At 66.7% G+C, this 16,433-nt stretch carries 17 protein-coding genes, 1 tRNA gene and 1 pseudogene; 7 read left to right on the top strand and 12 right to left on the bottom strand.

Annotation, left to right across the window (positions count from 1 at the left end):
- Positions 1-36: 36 nt before the first annotated feature.
- The 4 genes from ACWPXK_RS31660 to ACWPXK_RS31645 form a co-directional block, all read right to left on the bottom strand.
- Positions 37-726 (bottom strand): class I SAM-dependent methyltransferase, encoded by a 690-nt coding sequence (locus tag ACWPXK_RS31660; protein ID WP_454199834.1) that lies wholly within the window; start codon positions 724-726, stop codon positions 37-39.
- A 58-nt stretch (positions 727-784) separates the two neighbouring features.
- The gene (locus ACWPXK_RS31655; protein WP_454199833.1) at positions 785-1,984 is read right to left on the bottom strand and encodes an erythromycin esterase family protein; all 1,200 of its coding nucleotides are present in this window, start codon (positions 1,982-1,984) and stop codon (positions 785-787) included.
- Between the two features lie 93 nt (positions 1,985-2,077).
- Entirely contained in the window at positions 2,078-3,184 is a 1,107-nt protein-coding gene (locus ACWPXK_RS31650; RefSeq protein WP_454199832.1) for a DUF4185 domain-containing protein, read from the bottom strand.
- Between the two features lie 176 nt (positions 3,185-3,360).
- Positions 3,361-4,104: a crotonase/enoyl-CoA hydratase family protein gene (locus ACWPXK_RS31645; protein ID WP_454199917.1), complete on the bottom strand. Its 744-nt coding sequence runs from the start codon at positions 4,102-4,104 to the stop codon at positions 3,361-3,363.
- A gap of 196 nt (positions 4,105-4,300) precedes the next feature.
- On the opposite strand from ACWPXK_RS31645, the gene ACWPXK_RS31640 reads away from it, so the two are divergent.
- The gene (locus ACWPXK_RS31640; RefSeq protein WP_454199831.1) at positions 4,301-5,065 is read left to right on the top strand and encodes a crotonase/enoyl-CoA hydratase family protein; all 765 of its coding nucleotides are present in this window, start codon (positions 4,301-4,303) and stop codon (positions 5,063-5,065) included.
- A gap of 8 nt (positions 5,066-5,073) precedes the next feature.
- On the opposite strand, the gene ACWPXK_RS31635 is transcribed toward ACWPXK_RS31640, so the two are convergent.
- Positions 5,074-5,862: an alpha/beta fold hydrolase gene (locus ACWPXK_RS31635; RefSeq protein ID WP_454199830.1), complete on the bottom strand. Its 789-nt coding sequence runs from the start codon at positions 5,860-5,862 to the stop codon at positions 5,074-5,076.
- A 168-nt stretch (positions 5,863-6,030) separates the two neighbouring features.
- On the opposite strand from ACWPXK_RS31635, the gene ACWPXK_RS31630 reads away from it, so the two are divergent.
- The 3 genes from ACWPXK_RS31630 (at position 6,031) to ACWPXK_RS31620 (ending at position 7,010) form a co-directional block, all read left to right on the top strand.
- Complete coding sequence (locus ACWPXK_RS31630; RefSeq protein ID WP_063016531.1) at positions 6,031-6,255, top strand: hypothetical protein; 225 nt, start codon at positions 6,031-6,033, stop codon at positions 6,253-6,255.
- The gene (locus ACWPXK_RS31625) at positions 6,242-6,538 is read left to right on the top strand and encodes a hypothetical protein (protein WP_454199829.1); all 297 of its coding nucleotides are present in this window, start codon (positions 6,242-6,244) and stop codon (positions 6,536-6,538) included. Before ACWPXK_RS31630 ends, ACWPXK_RS31625 begins: the two co-directional genes overlap by 14 nt.
- Positions 6,539-6,680: 142 nt before the next feature.
- Positions 6,681-7,010, top strand: coding sequence for a hypothetical protein (locus ACWPXK_RS31620; protein ID WP_454199828.1), 330 nt, complete (start codon positions 6,681-6,683; stop codon positions 7,008-7,010).
- Between the two features lie 134 nt (positions 7,011-7,144).
- Here the strand turns inward: ACWPXK_RS31620 and ACWPXK_RS31615 are convergent, their stop codons facing one another.
- Both ACWPXK_RS31615 and ACWPXK_RS31610 read right to left on the bottom strand, forming a co-directional pair.
- Complete coding sequence (locus ACWPXK_RS31615; RefSeq protein ID WP_454199827.1) at positions 7,145-7,306, bottom strand: DUF1905 domain-containing protein; 162 nt, start codon at positions 7,304-7,306, stop codon at positions 7,145-7,147.
- Between the two features lie 52 nt (positions 7,307-7,358).
- A pseudogene (locus ACWPXK_RS31610) lies at positions 7,359-7,412 on the bottom strand (DUF1905 domain-containing protein); the annotation flags it as partial.
- 400 nt (positions 7,413-7,812) lie between these two features.
- Between ACWPXK_RS31610 and ACWPXK_RS31605 the strand changes: the two are divergent.
- On the top strand, positions 7,813-8,328 hold the full coding sequence (locus tag ACWPXK_RS31605) for a flavin reductase family protein (protein ID WP_454199826.1): 516 nt from the start codon (positions 7,813-7,815) through the stop codon (positions 8,326-8,328).
- 298 nt (positions 8,329-8,626) lie between these two features.
- The gene (locus ACWPXK_RS31600) at positions 8,627-9,736 is read left to right on the top strand and encodes a methyltransferase (protein ID WP_454199825.1); all 1,110 of its coding nucleotides are present in this window, start codon (positions 8,627-8,629) and stop codon (positions 9,734-9,736) included.
- Positions 9,737-9,791: 55 nt separating this feature from the next.
- Here ACWPXK_RS31600 and ACWPXK_RS31595 read toward each other — a convergent pair.
- A tRNA-Gly gene (locus tag ACWPXK_RS31595) sits at positions 9,792-9,862 on the bottom strand.
- Positions 9,863-10,173: 311 nt separating this feature from the next.
- Between ACWPXK_RS31595 and amrS the strand changes: the two genes are divergently transcribed.
- The gene (gene amrS, locus ACWPXK_RS31590) at positions 10,174-11,262 is read left to right on the top strand and encodes an AmmeMemoRadiSam system radical SAM enzyme (protein WP_454199824.1); all 1,089 of its coding nucleotides are present in this window, start codon (positions 10,174-10,176) and stop codon (positions 11,260-11,262) included.
- 94 nt (positions 11,263-11,356) lie between these two features.
- On the opposite strand, the gene ACWPXK_RS31585 is transcribed toward amrS, so the two are convergent.
- From ACWPXK_RS31585 to ACWPXK_RS31570, 4 genes are all read right to left on the bottom strand, one after another.
- Complete coding sequence (locus ACWPXK_RS31585) at positions 11,357-12,523, bottom strand: HEXXH motif domain-containing protein (protein ID WP_454199823.1); 1,167 nt, start codon at positions 12,521-12,523, stop codon at positions 11,357-11,359.
- The gene (locus ACWPXK_RS31580) at positions 12,510-14,936 is read right to left on the bottom strand and encodes an FxsB family cyclophane-forming radical SAM/SPASM peptide maturase (RefSeq protein WP_454199822.1); all 2,427 of its coding nucleotides are present in this window, start codon (positions 14,934-14,936) and stop codon (positions 12,510-12,512) included. The genes ACWPXK_RS31585 and ACWPXK_RS31580 overlap by 14 nt, the downstream gene beginning before the upstream one ends.
- Positions 14,937-14,960: 24 nt before the next feature.
- Positions 14,961-15,113, bottom strand: a complete 153-nt coding sequence (locus tag ACWPXK_RS31575; RefSeq protein WP_454199821.1) for a hypothetical protein — start codon at positions 15,111-15,113, stop codon at positions 14,961-14,963.
- Positions 15,114-15,589: 476 nt separating this feature from the next.
- Complete coding sequence (locus tag ACWPXK_RS31570) at positions 15,590-16,354, bottom strand: phosphatase PAP2 family protein (RefSeq protein WP_454199820.1); 765 nt, start codon at positions 16,352-16,354, stop codon at positions 15,590-15,592.
- Positions 16,355-16,433 lie beyond the last annotated feature (79 nt).

Here is a 16,433-nt window from a genome sequence, read left to right as displayed (position 1 = left end):
GGCAGATGCGGTGTGCGTCCTTCCTGTTCGGGTGTCTCACTCGGTCGGCACGTACTCGGCCGGACGGGTGGCGATGACCAGGGCATCGATGGCTTCGCGGGTTTCGGTCGGGCGGTAGACGCGGTCGGCGATGCGGACGCGGATGCGGTTGGCGGCGATCACGGGGTCGAGGTCGGCGACGATGTCGTCCGGGGTGAAGAGGATGGCGGGGTCCTGTGGCCCGCCGCAGCCGTTGGTGAGGTTGGTGGTGTCGTGGCCGAGGACGAGCAGGGTGCCTTCGGGAGCGAGCAGGCCGGCCGCCTTGCGAACCACCGCGCGGCGCTGCTCGGTGGGCAGGTGCAGGAAAACCATCAGCACCAGCTCGAACGGGCCGGTGATACCCGCCGCGTCCAGGTCGGTCACGTCGGCGCACTGCCAGGTGATGCGACCGCGGACCGATCGGGACAGCCGTGACGCCACGGTGCGCCCCTTGTCGATGCCCACCTGGGAGTAGTCGACCGCGTGTACCTGCCAGCCGTGCGTGGCCAACCAGAGGGCGTTGCGGCCCTCACCGCACGCCAGATCGAGTGCGCGGGGGAACTCCGGTGGCTCGCCGTCGGGCGTGGCGGGTTGCAGCGGCGTCCGCCGCTCCAATCCGTAGACATGTTCCACCACGGTGTTGTTCGGCGGTGCGCCCCAGACCAATTCCGTTTGCGCGTAGCGCTCGTCCCAATCGGCCGCATCCATATCGTGAGTCTATTGATCCGCCATCGGGACTTCGCAAGGTTGCCAGTGGCGCGGCAGATCACACATCGAGCCAGTGCACCGGCGTGGTCTCGCGCACGTGGATCAGGACGTCGAACGCGGCGGCGAGGGATGCCAGCTGGATGTGCGCCTCGGCGTCCGCGGCGGGGTCGTAGACGCCGCTGATGGTGCGCACCTTCGCGGGACCGGCCAGCCGGTCGCGGACCGATTCCGGTGCCTCGGCGTGCAGGTCCACGTAGTACGCGGGCAGTTCGACGTCGCCGAGCGCGGCGTCGACCAGGTCGGGGCGCGGATCGGGCGCCACGGCCATGCCGAGGTCGCCGTGGTGGAAGCCGATGCCGACCGACACGTACGCATCGCCGAAGTGGTCGCGCAAATGACTTCCCGCGCCACGGAATTCGGCCGTTCCGAAGACAATCGGGATATTCGTGGTGTGGGCGAGCCCGTCCCAATAGACGATCTTGGCGCCGGTGGCGCGCTGGTGATTCAGCACCGTCTCGGCGGACGGTCGCTCATCGCGGGCGAAGCCCTGGCCCGCGACGCTCTGCCGGTGGAAATCGAGGATCAGGCGGGCATGGACGAGCGCGGTGGCGCGTTCCGGTGTGTCCGGCAATGTTTCGAGCAGGGCGACGGCCTCCTCGGCGTGTTCGGCGAACGGGCGGCCGGGGTGGATGTCTTGGTGCCGCTGAACGTGTTCGTCGACCTGATGTGCGGTGCGGATCGGCGCGAGGTGCGCCTCGATCGCGGCCCAGTGCTCGGGAGCCGTGTCGCGCACGTAGGCCAGCACCGCGTCGTAGTCGCTCGGCTCGGCGTGCGGAGGTTCGACGCCGAAGATCCGCACCGGGTCGTCCGGATGGGCCAGGTTGTACCCGCGAATCCAGCGCAGCGCCGCCACCGATTCCTCGGTCCGCCACGGCCGCCACGCACCGGCGAGCACCGTTTCCGGCTCGCCCTCTCCGGCGGTGACGAACCCGTCCCAGCGTTCGCCGGAACGCGCGCTGTCCTGAATCGCCAACGCGCGGAAGCCATGCCGCTCGACCAGGGCGCGGAATATCCGCTCGCGGATTCCGAAGGTTTGCCGGGAGAACCGCGTCGACTCGCCGAGCCCGACCACCGTCGCGGTGCCGAGCCGCGCGATCAGGGCGTCGAGGTCCCGGCCGGGAGAGCCGGGGTCGGTGCTGTCGATCGCGACGGCGTTGTCGCGCAGCCAGGTGCGCATGTCGGCGGTGGTGGTGACCATGAAACCTCCCGAAACGTGAACGATCCAACGCGGTCCAGCCTCATACGTGAACCTTTGTTGAGGTCAAGCCGCGTTGGATCGGTACGCCGCGAGCTACAGCGTCGTACGCATCAGCACGACGTTGTATTGGCTGTGCACGGTTGTCAGGAAGTAGAGATCGCGTCCCGTCTGGTACGGAAAGATCGATGGCGCGTATGCGGTGGGCAATTCGCGCGTGTCGATCAGCACTTCGGGTTCGCTCCACGGGCCGGCCGGAGACGACGCGCGGCGCATCACCACGGAATTGAACGCGTCGGTGGTGAGCGAAATGAACTGTCCGAGATAGGAGTTGTACATCACCGACAGCTCACTGACACCCCACATGATGGGTGCCGCGGCGTTCACGTCGTTCTTGCGCCAACTGTTGCCGTCCCAGTATTCGTATTCGCTGAGATCGGCGATGTCCTGCGCCCGGACCCGAGCCACATGGGCGGTGTGGTTGCGTCCGGACCGGGTGCCGTATTCGTAGATGTATCCGCCGTCTGCGAGGAACGCGTTCATCTGGAAGTTGGCGTTTCCGCCCTCGTTCGGACGCCGGGTTTCCGGCAATTCCGCCCAGGTCTCGCCGTTGTCGCCGGAGACGGCCAGCCCGGAGAAGTTGGTGCTCCACCGTCCGATGTCGTCCCAGCTCCGCACCGACATCAAGCTCATGTATTGCACGCCGCCGACCGAGATGCCCGCGGTGGGAATGCGGCTGATCTCCAGGAACGGAATCTTCGGGCTCGGGATGAGATCACGCGCCTGGCCGAATACGTCGCGGACCACGCTGTCGAAATAGATGCCCTCGGCCGGATTCGTGGTATGGCTGCGGAGGAGGATATTGCTGCGCCAGGCCCACATGCTGCCCGCGAGCAGATTCGGGAAACCGAAACCGGCGGTGTCGCCGAACGCGGTGAGCATTTCGCCGTGCCCGTTGTCCCACATGATGCCCAGGTCGGTACCGAGCACGTTGTAGTTCTGGGTGTTGTTCGGGCTGGCCATACCCGTCACTTGAAAGACCGCCCTGGCGCGGCCGGCCAGATTGGGCAGTCCGGTCGTGCCGTTGAGCACGGGAATCGGGTTGATGGCGTTCGGGTTGGCGATGGCGGGGGTAGCCGCTGGGCAGAGCAAGGCCGATACACCCGCCAGCACTGAGAGCAGCAAGGATGCGGACTTGATCAAGGTCTGTGAGCCCTCCGGTTTCTTGCCGGGAGCGGTGCGAAACAGACGTCCCGCGATACACAGACTCCTTCGCAGTGTGCCTCGCACCGCTAGTTCGACTGGCTGGCAAATCGTGCAAATGGTAGCAGCGGAACCGGCGGATTCGGGGCTTCTGTCTCAGACTGGTTAGCTTTCAGCTACCTTGCTGTTAGATTGCTGACTGCTTTCCGAACGATCAGCGGAAGTTGGGTGGCGCGCTCTACGGCGAAGGTGCGCCGCGGCGAGGTATGCCAGGTCCTCTCGAACAGCCGCTTGGCGGCCGCGACGGCGTGCTGCGGCCGGGCCGCGATCTGGTCGGCCAGTTTCTCCGCCTCGGCGACCGGGTCGGCCGCCACCTCGGTGACCAAGCCGATCTTCGCCGCGTAGGCGGCGTCCACGGTGTCCGCGGTCATCGTCAGCAGGAGTGCCTTGTCGATGCCGACCAGCCGGGATAGCGTCGCGGCGCCGGTCATATCGGGGACGAGGCCGTGCTTGGCTTCCATCACGGAGAACTCCGCGTCCGGGGTGGCGAAACGGACATCGGCGGCGAGTGCGAGCTGGAGTCCGCCGCCGTAGCAGCGCCCGTGTATCGCCGCGATCACCGGGACGGGCAGGCGGCGCCACGCCCAGCACGCTTCTTGGAAGGCGTTCGTGCCGCGCCCGGGCAGGGGCAGGAAGTTCCGTAGGATTGCCAGTGGATCGCTGGAGGCCGCCGCGATGTCCATGCCGCTGCTGAAGCTGGGTCCGTTGCCGGAAAGGATTACCGCGCGCACTCCCGGGCGGCGAGCCACGGTTTTCGCACTGGCAATCAGTCCGCTAATCATGTCGATGGTCAGGCCGTTGTGCTTGTCCGGCCGGTCGAGCGTGACGTAGGCGCGGTCGTTGTCGAACCGCAGCGCGATGTTGGTGCCCATTCTCGTATCTTACTCATGAGTCAGTTTCGCTGGAAGCCGTTGTGGTGCGCGCGCTGACGCTCGCGGGACCCCGCATACTGGTCCGGGCGTCGGATACCGGCACCACCGCGGCAGGCCATTTGCTCCCTCCGGACGCTGACCTCGCCGCGGATACGTTCACCTTGATCACCGAGAGGAGCGCCCGATGACCGACCTGGTAGGTGTCGAACGGCGCGATGCGATCACCGTGCTGACGGTGAACCGTCCCGAGGCGCGCAACGCGATCAACCTGGCCACCGCGCAAGCCATCGAGGCCGCCGTCGACGAGTTCGAAGCCGACGCCGCCGCCCGCGTGCTCGTACTCACCGGTGCGGGTGGAACCTTCAGCGCCGGAATGGATCTCGTCGCCGCCTCGAAGGGCGAGATGCCGATCACCCAGCACCGCGGTCCGCTCGGCATCACGGCGAAGCCTCCGGCGAAGCCGATGATCTCGGCGGTCGAGGGCTTCGCGCTGGCCGGTGGCTTCGAGCTGGCTTTGTCGGGCGATCTCATCGTCGCCGCGCGGGACGCGCAGTTCGGCATCCCGGAGGTCAAGCGCGGTCTGGTCGCCGCGGGCGGTGGCGTGCTGCGGCTGACCCAGCGGCTGCCGCGCAGCATGGCCGCTGAATTGGCGCTCACCGGCGGACGGGTCGGCGCCGAGCGGCTCTACCAGCTCGGCTTGGTCAACCGGGTCACCGAGCCCGGCGCAGCGCTGTCCGCCGCGCTGGAGCTGGCGGCCGAGATCGCCGCGGCCGCACCGCTCGCGGTGGCGGCGAGCAAGCGGATCATCGACGAGTCACCGGATTGGCCGGTCGCGGAGGCGTTCGCGAAGCAGGGCGAGATCGCGTTGCCCGCACTGTTCTCCAAGGACGCCGCCGAGGGTGCGCTGGCGTTCGCGCAGAAGCGTGAGCCCCAGTGGCAGGGCCGCTGAGCCGAACGTTACTGCGCCCGCGCGATCGTCTCGAGCAGGACCTGCGCGCAGGCCGCGGGGTCGTCGGGGAATGGGCTGTGCCCGCTGCCGTGCAACGTGACGTGCTCGGCGGTCGGCAACGCGCGACGCGCCCTGCGGCTCTGGGTGGCATAGGTGAGCAGGATGTCGCGGCTGCCCCAGGCGATTGTCACTGGAATGTCGGTGAGCGAGCCGATTTCGTGCAGTCGCGCGTCGGCGAAGGAGGCGAGCGCCTCGTCGAATCCGGTCGCCTCGACCGCGCCGATGGCCGTCTCCAGCGCGACCTGGGCGTCCAGCGCCCAGGGCTTGCCGAAGATCAGCGAGAGAAAGACGGTCCGCCCCGCGGCGTTTCCGAGGACGTACGGCAATGTGGGCCGGACCAGCCGCGCGAGCGCCCGCGACTTGCCCAGCGACTGCTGGCACCACACGCGACCCGCGGTGTCCCAGAAACCGATCGGCGAAAACGCGGTGACCGAGCGGGCCAAACCGCGTGCCCCCAGATTCAGCGTGATCAGACCGCCCATCGAATTACCCGCCAAATGTGGCTGTTCGATTCCTTGTACCGCGAGGAATTCGCTGAGCGCGTCGGTGAGATTGTCGACCGTGTTGTGCGCGATCGGGCCCGATCCACCGAAGCCCGGCAGGTCCACGGCGATCACGTCGTACGACGCGGCGAGGGTGCCGACGATCGGTTCCCATATTTGCCACCGGCTTCCGACCCCGTGCACCAGCACGAGCGGTTCCCCGGCGCCCACTCGGTGATGGTGCAATGTCGTCATGCTCGTCATCTCCGCTCGTCCGCGCCCGTGCGCCAACCCTAACAGCAGTCAGTAGCCATCAGTTCGCTTCGGCCGAGCCCTGCCCCGTACCGTGACTCCGCTGGATGCCGCGCCTGCTGGGAAAACGAGTCTGGCGCCGGTCCCCACGCGGCCGGTACGATAATTGGTATGGCAACCCGTAAGGTGACCCTTTCGCTGGACGAAGCCGCTTGGTCCTACGCCGAGCAGGCGGCAGCCCGCGCGGGTATGTCGCCCTCGGCGTGGATATCGAAGGCCGCGCGACGGGAAGCCGTGCGTACCGGCGTCGGTCCGGTGTCGGATGTGACCGCCGAGGCCGCGGCTGACGCCGCTGAGCTGGCGGCCGCCGAGGAGGCGATGCGTGCGTCGGGGTGAACTGTGGATCTACAACCCGCATGGTTCGCCGCGTCGCCGAACGGTCGTGCTGATCAGTAGTGATGGCATCAATGAATCGCCGCGTCCGTGGCTGATCGCCGCCGAGGTGATCGAGGAGGATCCGCGGGACATCCTCGCGGTTCCGGTGCAGGACCACGGCTGGGTGCACGCGGGCAATATCGGGCGCATTTTCCGCGGATGGCTGGCCGAGCGGGTCGACGTGGTGGACACCGACACCCTGGAGCGGCTCGACACCGCGTTGCGAGCGGCGATGGATCTGTGAGTACCGTTCCCGTAAGCCTTTGTCCGGCAAGGTATCCAACGCTGGTGGGCGAGTACGACTACCGCGGCGCGCCACGGGGCATTATGGTTGCCACGCCACTGACGGTGGCCAGTCGAGGAAGAGGAGTCAGGTGCGGATCTGCATGATCGCCGCGGCGCTGATCGCGCTGCCGGTGCTCGCGGCATGCGGCAGCGACAAGGACACGGCGGCGCCCACGGTGACGCAGGCCGAACTCGCCCAATCGCTGCAGGACAAAGGCCTCAAGAACAAGCAACTGGCCGACTGCGCCGCGAAGGTGTTCATCGAGCAGGGTATTTCGCAGGCCGGGCTGCGGGTCATGGTCAGCGACGAGTACGACGTGAAGGCTCCCAACCAGGAGACGCTGGGAATGACCAAGGAAGACGCGGACAAGGCGCGCTCGGCCAGCAGTCGCATCGCCAGCGAGTGCATGTCGGCGGCGCAGCCGCGCTGAGCCGGCGGCCCGGTTGCGGGCGCTGACGGCGTCGACCGGCTGCTTTATCGCGGCAGACCAGCGCCAGGTGGCAATCGACGCTTCGCGTAGCGGGCCGGTAGTGCGCGCCGTCTACGTCGCGCGGCCGCACCGGTTTACAGCGCGACGGTGAGTTCCACCCGCGCGGCCGAGCCCGCCTCGAGCCCTTCCGCGACCCGCACCGCCTTCTTCACCGGCAGCACGTAGGTCGCCCGGGACTTGTCCGGGAACAATGACGTCGACCATCGACTGTTGCCGACGACCACATGCACCCGCACCGCCGAACCCACCCGCCCGATGCGCGTACCGCTCCTCGATCTCGTCGGCCACGTCTTCGGGCACCGACACGAAAAACCATGCGGCATCCCCTTGGTGCTCCCACACCTCTGCCGTGAACGTGTACCGCGATCCAGCCACGCCGCGACTGTATCGGTAGGCACCGACACCTCCGACCTCGATCGGCCAGCAGAGCGGCTGTGGGCAGCAGCCGGAATCCGGCCGCACGGTCTATCGGCGGGTGCTCATTCGCTGGATCGAGGACCGGGAACTTGATTGCTCGGCAGCCGAAACCGAGCAGCGTTGGGCGGACATGCGGACAACCGTATTTCGATCCCGCTGCGCGCAACCCGTGAGCGCCTGACGGAGGTGCGCGATCGTGAGGTGATGACGACCACCGAGGCGAGATCCACTATCGACACCGCCGAGGACGGCGTCATCGACCGGTACAGTGGTCGGTGGCGTTCGGTCGCCCAGGCACTGATCCACAGCTCGAAGGCTGCGAACCATGTATGACCTGTTCGAATTCCCCGCCGACGGAGCCAGTCTGCGCCGCGCGTTCGCCAACTTCCCCAGCGGTGTCGTCGCGGTATGCGCGGACATCGACGGCACTCCCCACGGGCTGGCGGTCAGCACGTTCGTCCCCGTCTCGCTCGACCCGCCGCTGGTCTCGTTCTGCGTACAGAACTCCTCGGCGACTTGGCCCAAGCTCGCCGCGGCGAGCCATCTCGGACTGAGCCTGCTCGGCACCGATCAGCAGGCCGCCGCCCGCTCACTCGGCACCCGCGACGGTGACCGCTTCCGCGACATCCACCTGCACCGCGGCTCCGGCGACGCCGTATTCATCGACGGCGCCTCCGCCTGGATCGAGGGCGTCCAGGAAGCCAGCGTGCCCGCGGGCGATCACGCCGTCGTCATCCTCCGCATCCATCGCATAGCCACCCGCACCGACGTCGACCCCCTGGTCTTCCAGGGCAGCCGCTTCCGCCGGTTGCACGCGGAACCCGCCAACGGGGCGGCCTGAGGGCGAGCTGACCCGAACGCGGCGACCGGCCATCCGCAAGGCTGCCCGCCACCTCGCGCCTGACGCCGGTCGGGTCGGTTTGGTTCCGCGCTCTGCGCTGTGCAAGACTCGGGCTCCTCTCCTCGGAAGGGGCCTGGCTATGACGCTCGGCATGGTTCTCGGCGATTTTCCGCGCACTTCGGCGCGGGCGTAGACAAGCTTTTCCCTTATTTCTGTGCGGTAGCCGGACGGGCCTTCTCGCGACCCGTCGTCGAAGTGCTTCTCGTGCCCTTGCACGTTCCATCACGAGGAGTACGCGGTGTCCACCGTTTTCTGGACCGAAGACAACACATCCCGAACCGCTCACTGGCATTCCGAAACTGCCGCGCCACCACCGGAATCGATCGTGCCTGCGGATGATCGGACGACAGCAGATACCGCCTGTCGGCTGGCGCGGGCAGGAACCGGCTTGTTGTGGCGCGGGGATTTTCACAACGCCAGGCAGCTGTTGCGGGCGATGGGCCGGCGGGCTGATCGAGAGGTTTCGCTCGGTGATGATCCGGCCGAAGCATTCCGGCGGCACCGCGCGGCGCGTCGCCGTCGTGCGGGCGTGCTCGGCAAGCTGCTCGTCCTGCTGGAGGACGACCACTCGCTGCGGTTGCGCCGCGCCCCCGACGTACGGCGCGCGTGCACGGAGGCGTACGGGCTGCCGCGCGGTCGCAGGGTAGTGGCGCTCACCGAGTTGCTCGGCGTGCTCGGCGCGGCGCAGTGGCGGGAGAAAGGTGTGTACGTGCCCGCCCTCGGCGACCGGGTTCATGCCCACTATGGCGTGTTCTCCCCGGTTCGGGGCGAGTACGTGGACCTCGTCGCCCGCGCTCCACTGCCCGCGCGGGCGGACAGCGCCTTCGACCTCGGTACGGGCACCGGCGTGCTGGCCGCAGTCCTGGCCCGCCGCGAATGCACGCGAATCACAGCCACCGACAAGAGCTCTCGCGCCCTGGTCTGTGCCCGCGCCAACCTCGATCGACTTGGCCTCACATCGGTCGATGTGCAAGGCCCGACCCTCTTCCCGGAAGGCAAGGCCGACCTCGTCGTCTGCAATCCACCGTGGATCCCGGCCACGCCGACCTCAGCGCTGGAAAGCGGCGTCTACGACGAGAACTCGTCCATGCTCCACGCCTTCCTCTCCGGCCTCTCCGCGCACCTGCACCCCGGCGGGGAGGGCTGGCTCATCCTCTCCGATCTGCCTGAACTCTTCGGCATCCGAACCCACCACGACCTATTCGCCCGCATCACCGCCGCGGGTTTGGCGATCGCCGACCAACTCGAAACCCGGCCCGTCCACCCTCGGGCTCACAACCCCACCACGCCCCTCCACGCCGCGCGCGTCGCGGAAACGATCACGCTCTACCGCCTCGTCCCGGCCTGAAGGACATCTCCGTAGGCACGAAAAAGCCCCGCACCACGAGGTGCGGGGCTGGGAGAGCCGATGACGGGAATCGAACCCGCGCTGTCTGCTTGGGAAGCAGAAGTTCTACCATTGAACTACATCGGCCTGCGTACCGAGATACATCGGAGACTGTAGCAGAGTCGCAAGTGCTGCGGTAAAAGTCCTGGTAGATGCTCCTGACCTGCGGCGATGTGCTCCAGTGTGGTCGGGCTGCGCGGACAGCTCCCCGCTCGGATTCGATCTTGCTTTCAGTCCGTTCGGTGGCGTTCGGGGCCGCTTCCCTCCCAAATCCTCCCAAAACGAGGGCCCAGGGTTCGGGCGAGCGCCGACAGAGACCGGCGAGCGTGGGCGATTGCCGCATTGCATACCTAGCGGTCGCTCGGACGACGTAGTCTTGTCGTCGGAGGAATCCGAAGATGACCGTAACGCTCGACGATCCTCACACCGTCCCGACCAGGCACTGGCACCGGCTCGACGACGGCAGGCTGCAGTGCGATGTGTGCCCGCGCGCCTGTAAGTTGCGCGAGGGGCAGCGCGGGCTGTGCTTCGTTCGTGGCCGCGTCGACGACCAGATCGTGCTCACCACCTACGGCCGCTCCAGCGGGTTCTGCGTCGATCCGGTCGAGAAGAAGCCGCTCAACCACTTCCTGCCCGGCTCGGCGGTGCTGTCTTTCGGGACAGCCGGCTGCAACCTGGCCTGCAAGTTCTGCCAGAACTGGGACATCTCCAAGTCGCGCGAGATCGACACCCTGTCCGGCCGCGCCGAGCCCGGCGAATTGGCAAGCGCCGCAGAGAATCTCGGCTGCCGTAGTGTCGCGTTCACCTACAACGATCCGACCATCTTCTTCGAATACGCGGCCGATATCGCCGACGCCTGCCGCGACCGCGGCATCAAGGCGATCGCGGTGACCGCAGGCTATATGTGCCCCGCACCGCGCGCCGAGTTCTACTCCCACATCGACGCGGCCAACGTCGACCTGAAGGCGTTCACCGAGGACTTCTACCGCCGGGTGTGCGTCGGGCACCTGGACGACGTGCTGGACACGCTGCGATACCTGCGGCACGAGACCGACGTGTGGTTCGAGATCACGACGCTGCTCATCCCTGAGCACAACGACAGCGACGCCGAGATCGCCGCCGAGTGCGCGTGGATCCGCGACGAACTCGGCGAGGACGTGCCACTCCATTTCACCGCGTTCCACCCGGACTACAAGATGCGCGACATCCCGCCCACGCCACCCGCGACGCTCGCCCGAGCGCGCCGGATCGCCCGCGCCGAAGGCTTGCGCTTCGTCTACACCGGCAACGTGCACGACACCGAGGGCGGTACCACCTCCTGCCCATGCTGCGGCACGGCCGTGGTCACACGGGACTGGTACGTGATCCGCCAGTACGCACTCACCGACGACGGACGCTGCGCCAAATGCGGAGCGCAACTGCCCGGCGTCTACGACGGACCGGTCGAACGGTGGGGGAGCAAGCGGTTGCCGGTGCTCATTGCGTGACGCCGCCGAGCACGCCTGACGGACCACGGCGCCCGCCCCACAAAACCTTGGTGAGCAGGGTAGACGGTGCTGTCCCCCGTTCAGAGAAGACGCGTCAACAAGCCCGATCGGTTTCGCTCATCGCCTGCACCAGAGACTCGCCCAGTGTGGTCAGTGAGCCGGACTCGCGCAGTTCGCGCAAACCCGCTGCGGTGTACCTGCGCACCTCGGCGAGCCGATGCGCGGCAGACTCGCGTGCCGATCCGGTCGCCAGTGTTTGCCGCACTCGCCAGAAGTCCGCGATGGCAAGGTGGGCGTAGGTGCTGTGCAGCACGCCTTCGATAGGCCGCGGATGCGTGAAACACGGCGGATGATAGCGCGGCTCGGTATCCGAGCGGTCGTACAGTTCGAATGCGTCCATCATCGCGCCCAGCTTCACATGCTGAAATTCGTGCACCAGCAGTTCGGCGAGGGCGATCGGGTCCAGCCGCAGAGCCGCGATGCCGACAGCGCCGAATGCCAGCCTGGCCGAGGCACTTCGATCTGCCTGACCGTCCGCTTGCAGCGGCAACACGGTGCGCAAACCGGCGCGAAGACCGGGAGCGTATGCGGGCAGATGGGTTTCGATGTAGTCGATAGCGCCAGCGAAGGCTGCTTGCCACTGCCGCGCCTCGGCATCACTCAGCCGCCCGGTGGGGTGAATCTCGCTGCCGAGGTAGGGGAGCACGCGATAGGGGTCGGTGTCTTCCAGAGTGACAGTCGGTCCAGCGGAGGTCATCCGGCGCAACGGCTGTGCCATGGGGAGCCCATCCACCGCACCGGTCTCGATCCATACCTGTTCCACTGCACCGGCTTCCAGCGCCCCGAACATCGGCAGCGGCGCCACTCCGTCATGAACGGGCACCGGTAACCGCATATCCCAGCCGGCCCGCAGCGCCGCGCTCGCCGCGACCGCTTCCAGGTGATGGACGTCCGCAGGCGCGAACTCGCTGTCGGCGGCACCTTGAAGCAACCGCACCGCCCACACCCGCGTGTACGGGTGTGCCAGCACGTCTGCCACCGCATCCGGCGCGGATGCGTCGAGTGACACGAGAACATCCCACGCGGCGGCGAACCGAGGATCGCTGCGCGGTCCGAATCTGCCTACCGCTGCCAACAACTCGCGCTGCAATGACGACTGAGCCTGTACCAGCCAACTCACTGCCGCGGCATCGCCGAAACCCGATGCCAGTTGTGCGAATTGATCCGCCGACAGACTGTGCGCCGATTCAACGGCCGTCATGGCTCTCCTTCACGCGTTCGTCGAACGCGGCGCGGTGTTCCGCGGCGGCGCGCACCGCGGCAGTTTGCGCCTCGGCGTCGACCGGTTCGGCCAGCCATGGCTGCATCGTCTCGCTCATGCCCTGCACGAAGCGCTCTCCCAATGCGGTCAATGACCCAGACGCCTGGAGCTGGCGAATCGCCTCGGCGGTCATCATGCGCCACCGCACGAATTGTTGCTCCGATTCCTCGCGCTGCGCACCCTCCGCGTGCTTGCGATGCACCCGCCAGAAGTCGGTCACGCCGATGTGGGCATAGGTGCCCTGCAACAGCCCTTCGAGCGGACGGGGATCCGGCCGCCACGGCGCATAGTGCACGAGAGCGGTGTCGGTGCGGTCGAACAGTTCGAACATGTCGAGTACCGCACCCATCTTCACGTGCTGGAATTCGTGGATCAACGGCAGGGCGGCCGACACACAGCTACGGCGCAACCCGATACCGACAGCACCGAACGCCAGCCGCATAGAAGCGCTTCGATCATATTTTTCCTCCGGCTCCATCGGCATCACCGCACGCAATCCGGCGCGCAAGCCCGGTGCGTACACCGGCAGGTGCGCGTCGATGAAGTCGATACCTTCGGCGAAGGCGCGCTGCCATCGGTGCGCCTCGGCAGCGCTCAACCGCTCGGCTGGGTAGGTGTGGCCTATTCGGTAGGGGTCGGTGTCTTCCAGCGGGACAGTCAGCCCGGTGGCGGTGAGGTGACGCATCGGCTGTGCGAAGTCCAGATCGTCGATCGAGCCGGTATTGATCCACACCCGATCGTCCGCCCCGGCTTTCAGGGCGCCGAATGTCGGCAAGGGCGCTACCCCGTCACGCACCGGGACAGGCAATCGCAGATCCTTGCCCGCATGCAGCGCCGCACTGGCGGCGATGGCCTCCAGGTGGTAGACATCCTCGGCGGCGATCTCGCCGCGACTCACGCCTTCGAGTAGTCCGACGGCCCACACCCGCATGTAGGGATGTGCCAACACTTTGGCCACTGCGGCCGGAGCGGTGGAGTCCAGTGATACCAGCACGTCCCACGCCGCCGTGAAGCGCCGGTCGTTCTGTGGGCCGAATCTACCTACCGCGGCGAGCAACTCGCGCTGCAGCGACGATTGTGCCTGGGCCAGCCAATTTACCGTCGCTGCATCACCGAAACCGGCTGCCAGTTGCGCGAATTGGTCTTCGGTCAAGCTGTGCACAGCTTCGTCGGCCGTTCGTGCCGAGGTCTGTGCACCACCGCGGCCTGCTGCCGCTTCTGTCGCTGCCACGTGATCGATCATCTCCTCGAGATCAGCGCAATAAACGGAGGGATTGTCGAAGCCGGTGCCAGGCCGGTAGCGGTGCGGATAGAAGCCCCCGCCGCACACCTGCACCAGACGGCACGATCGACAGGTAGCGCTGACACCGTCGATGCCATCCCGGCGGACGGTGATACCGGGAAGCACGGCTGCCTCGTCGAGGGTGTTGTCCCACACGTTCAAACCGGTAGCCGCCGCGCCGTCGTAGGCAGTCTTGAGCGAGTCGACCTGCTCCAGGGTGCCGTCGGTTTCGATCACCAGCAGGTCCACCGGATCGAGCCCGATGGCTTCGGCGGTGCTCGGCCGACCGTACATCGCGGCCACTATGGATTCGAACGTGCGGATCGGCACCGGTCGGCCGTCGGCGTTCCAGGCGTCGAACATCGCGATCAGCCATTTCGCATACTCGCCGTCGCCGTTCGTCGGGTTGTCCGGGTCGCGCGGGATGCGCAGTCCGGGCGGCTGATGTTCCCAATTCGAATGCGGAAGAAGGAGATCCATGCGCGGAGGCTCGTGCTCGAGCAGCCCTCGATACACGGCGATCGGGTCGTTGGCGATGTCCACGGTGCACAACAGGCCCGAATAGAGCGCGCGGTACTGCGGCTTCCGCAGCAGATCCAGACTCCCGATCACCTGGTCGTAGCTGCTTCGCCCGTTGCGATACAGCCGATGCCTGTCGTTGGCGGCACGATCGCCGTCGAGCGAGACACCGACTCGCACGTTGTATTCGGTGAACAGGTCGAGGTACTCCTCGTTCAGCTGCACCGCGTTGGTGTGAATATGCAGATTGAGGCGGGAAACCGGAGAAATGGCCGTGTCCAACGCGGCCAGGAAATCCCTGGTGCGGTCCACACCGAGCAGCAACGGCTCACCGCCGTGTAGCACGATCGCGACTTCGGGCAGCGAATGCGTCGCCGCATGTTCGGCGATACGAAACGCAATCCGGGCGGCCGTCTCCGGGGCAAGCCCCATCGGGCGGCCGCGCCAGGATTGGTCGACGTGCTCATACATATAACAGTGATTGCACGCCAAATCGCACCGGCTGTGCACCTTGATCACAAACTGACGAAATGGAAGCGGTCTATGGTTCATGAGTCAGCCGGTGTCGACGCTGAATTAGACGAGTGCGGAACTGAACGAAATTCCGGTGGTCGACGAGTTGCCCAGGCTCGACAGCAGGTCGGGCAGGCTCTGCGACGAGAGCTGGCCCAGCGGCGTGCTCCGCAGATCGGTCACAGCGGAAACCACGGCTTTGTCGTCCGACTTCATGATCATTCTCCTTCCGAGCGAAACCCTTTGGCGCTCAAGTCGAATGCTATCCGCATCAGCCTCGGACGCTCCTTCCCATCCATGGGGGCTGCCGGGCCGCGTTGGAACACAGATCATTTCGCCCATTGCGAACCGATAATGCCTCTGCCCATGTATATTTCGATCGCACACGACTGCCCGAAGCTCTACATCTTTCGTTGTCTCACTCCGTAGCTCGGCGCGGGGCAACAGCCGCAGGTTCTCGCGAATGTCGTCGTCCACCCTGAATCAGGTTCGGTGGAACCAGGCGAAAGATCACGGCGAGCGCTCGGTCGCCAGAGAGATGTCGGCGGACAGATTGCCCCCGGTGGTCATCGTCGCCAGGGCACCGCACGGGCTGAACCCGCGGTGTGCCAGGTGGGGCTGGTTTCTGTGCAGCCGATGACGTGAACAGAACTCACGCCGCCTGCTCGGGAAGCAGAGCTTGTTGGGCTGAGCTACGTCCGGCCGCGGTCAGAAGCAGTCGCGGCGTTATCGGGCCTCGCTCCATGGCGGCCCGGTCGAGGCACGGACGAGTCGGCTTCCGAATCTTCTCCGGATTCTCCGTCCATATCGGCGAAATCCTCCTGGACAGGCTCGAAGTAGCGGTAGACAGTCAGGCAGAGGATGAGCCAGAGGGCGCTGATGCACCAGCCGCCGAGGATGTCGGTGGTCCAGTGGACGCCCAGGTAGACGCGGGACAGGCCTACCGCGACGATGAACAGCGCGGCGGTGGCCGCGGCGAGGGTACGCAGGGCGGGGGTGCGCAGGCTGGGTAGGGCAACTACCGTGACGACGCTGATCACGACGAATGAGCCGACGCTGTGGCCGGACGGGTAGGACAGGTTCTCCACGGAGATGAGGTGGTCCTCGAGGGGTGGGCGGGCACGGCCGACCAGGTTCTTGCCGCCGCGGACGAGTACGCAGGCCCCCAGGCCCGCACCCGCGACGAGCGCCGCCGAGGACCAGCGTCGCCGCCAGGACAGAGCGAGGCACGTTAGGGTGGCCAGCACTGTCATGGCGACGGTGCCGCTCACCGCACTGACGGTTACCGCGATGGGTGTCAGCCATTCGGTGCGGTGGGCGATGGCCCAGTCGGTGATCGTTCGATCGATTCCGCCATGGCCGTCGTCGCCGAGCGCGACCGCGGTGAGGGCGGCGGTGCACACCATCAGCAACGCAGTGAGTATCCCGATTGCGATGGGAATCCGACGGGAGGTCACCCCTCCACGGTGCCACTACTGGCGCTGGAGGTTAACCGGGGTCCCTTCGCACTGCCGGGAAGGTCCGCATCCTCGCGCC

Source organism: Nocardia sp. Marseille-Q1738, assembly GCF_965283145.1.
Note: the sequence above shows the minus strand (reverse complement) of the source record. Positions and strands in the feature narration are given on the sequence as shown.

Bases quoted from the DNA above. Each gene is read 5' to 3' on its own strand.
- ACWPXK_RS31660 (WP_454199834.1), bottom strand. From the start codon at position 726: ATGGATGCGGCCGATTGGGACGAGCGCTACGCGCAAACGGAATTGGTC.
- ACWPXK_RS31655 (WP_454199833.1), bottom strand. From the start codon at position 1,984: ATGGTCACCACCACCGCCGACATGCGCACCTGGCTGCGCGACAACGCC.
- ACWPXK_RS31640 (WP_454199831.1), top strand. From the start codon at position 4,301: ATGACCGACCTGGTAGGTGTCGAACGGCGCGATGCGATCACCGTGCTG.
- ACWPXK_RS31635 (WP_454199830.1), bottom strand. From the start codon at position 5,862: ATGACGACATTGCACCATCACCGAGTGGGCGCCGGGGAACCGCTCGTG.
- ACWPXK_RS31630 (WP_063016531.1), top strand. From the start codon at position 6,031: ATGGCAACCCGTAAGGTGACCCTTTCGCTGGACGAAGCCGCTTGGTCC.
- ACWPXK_RS31620 (WP_454199828.1), top strand. From the start codon at position 6,681: ATGATCGCCGCGGCGCTGATCGCGCTGCCGGTGCTCGCGGCATGCGGC.
- ACWPXK_RS31605 (WP_454199826.1), top strand. From the start codon at position 7,813: ATGTATGACCTGTTCGAATTCCCCGCCGACGGAGCCAGTCTGCGCCGC.
- amrS (WP_454199824.1), top strand. From the start codon at position 10,174: ATGACCGTAACGCTCGACGATCCTCACACCGTCCCGACCAGGCACTGG.
- ACWPXK_RS31585 (WP_454199823.1), bottom strand. From the start codon at position 12,523: ATGACGGCCGTTGAATCGGCGCACAGTCTGTCGGCGGATCAATTCGCA.
- ACWPXK_RS31580 (WP_454199822.1), bottom strand. From the start codon at position 14,936: ATGAACCATAGACCGCTTCCATTTCGTCAGTTTGTGATCAAGGTGCAC.
- ACWPXK_RS31575 (WP_454199821.1), bottom strand. From the start codon at position 15,113: ATGAAGTCGGACGACAAAGCCGTGGTTTCCGCTGTGACCGATCTGCGG.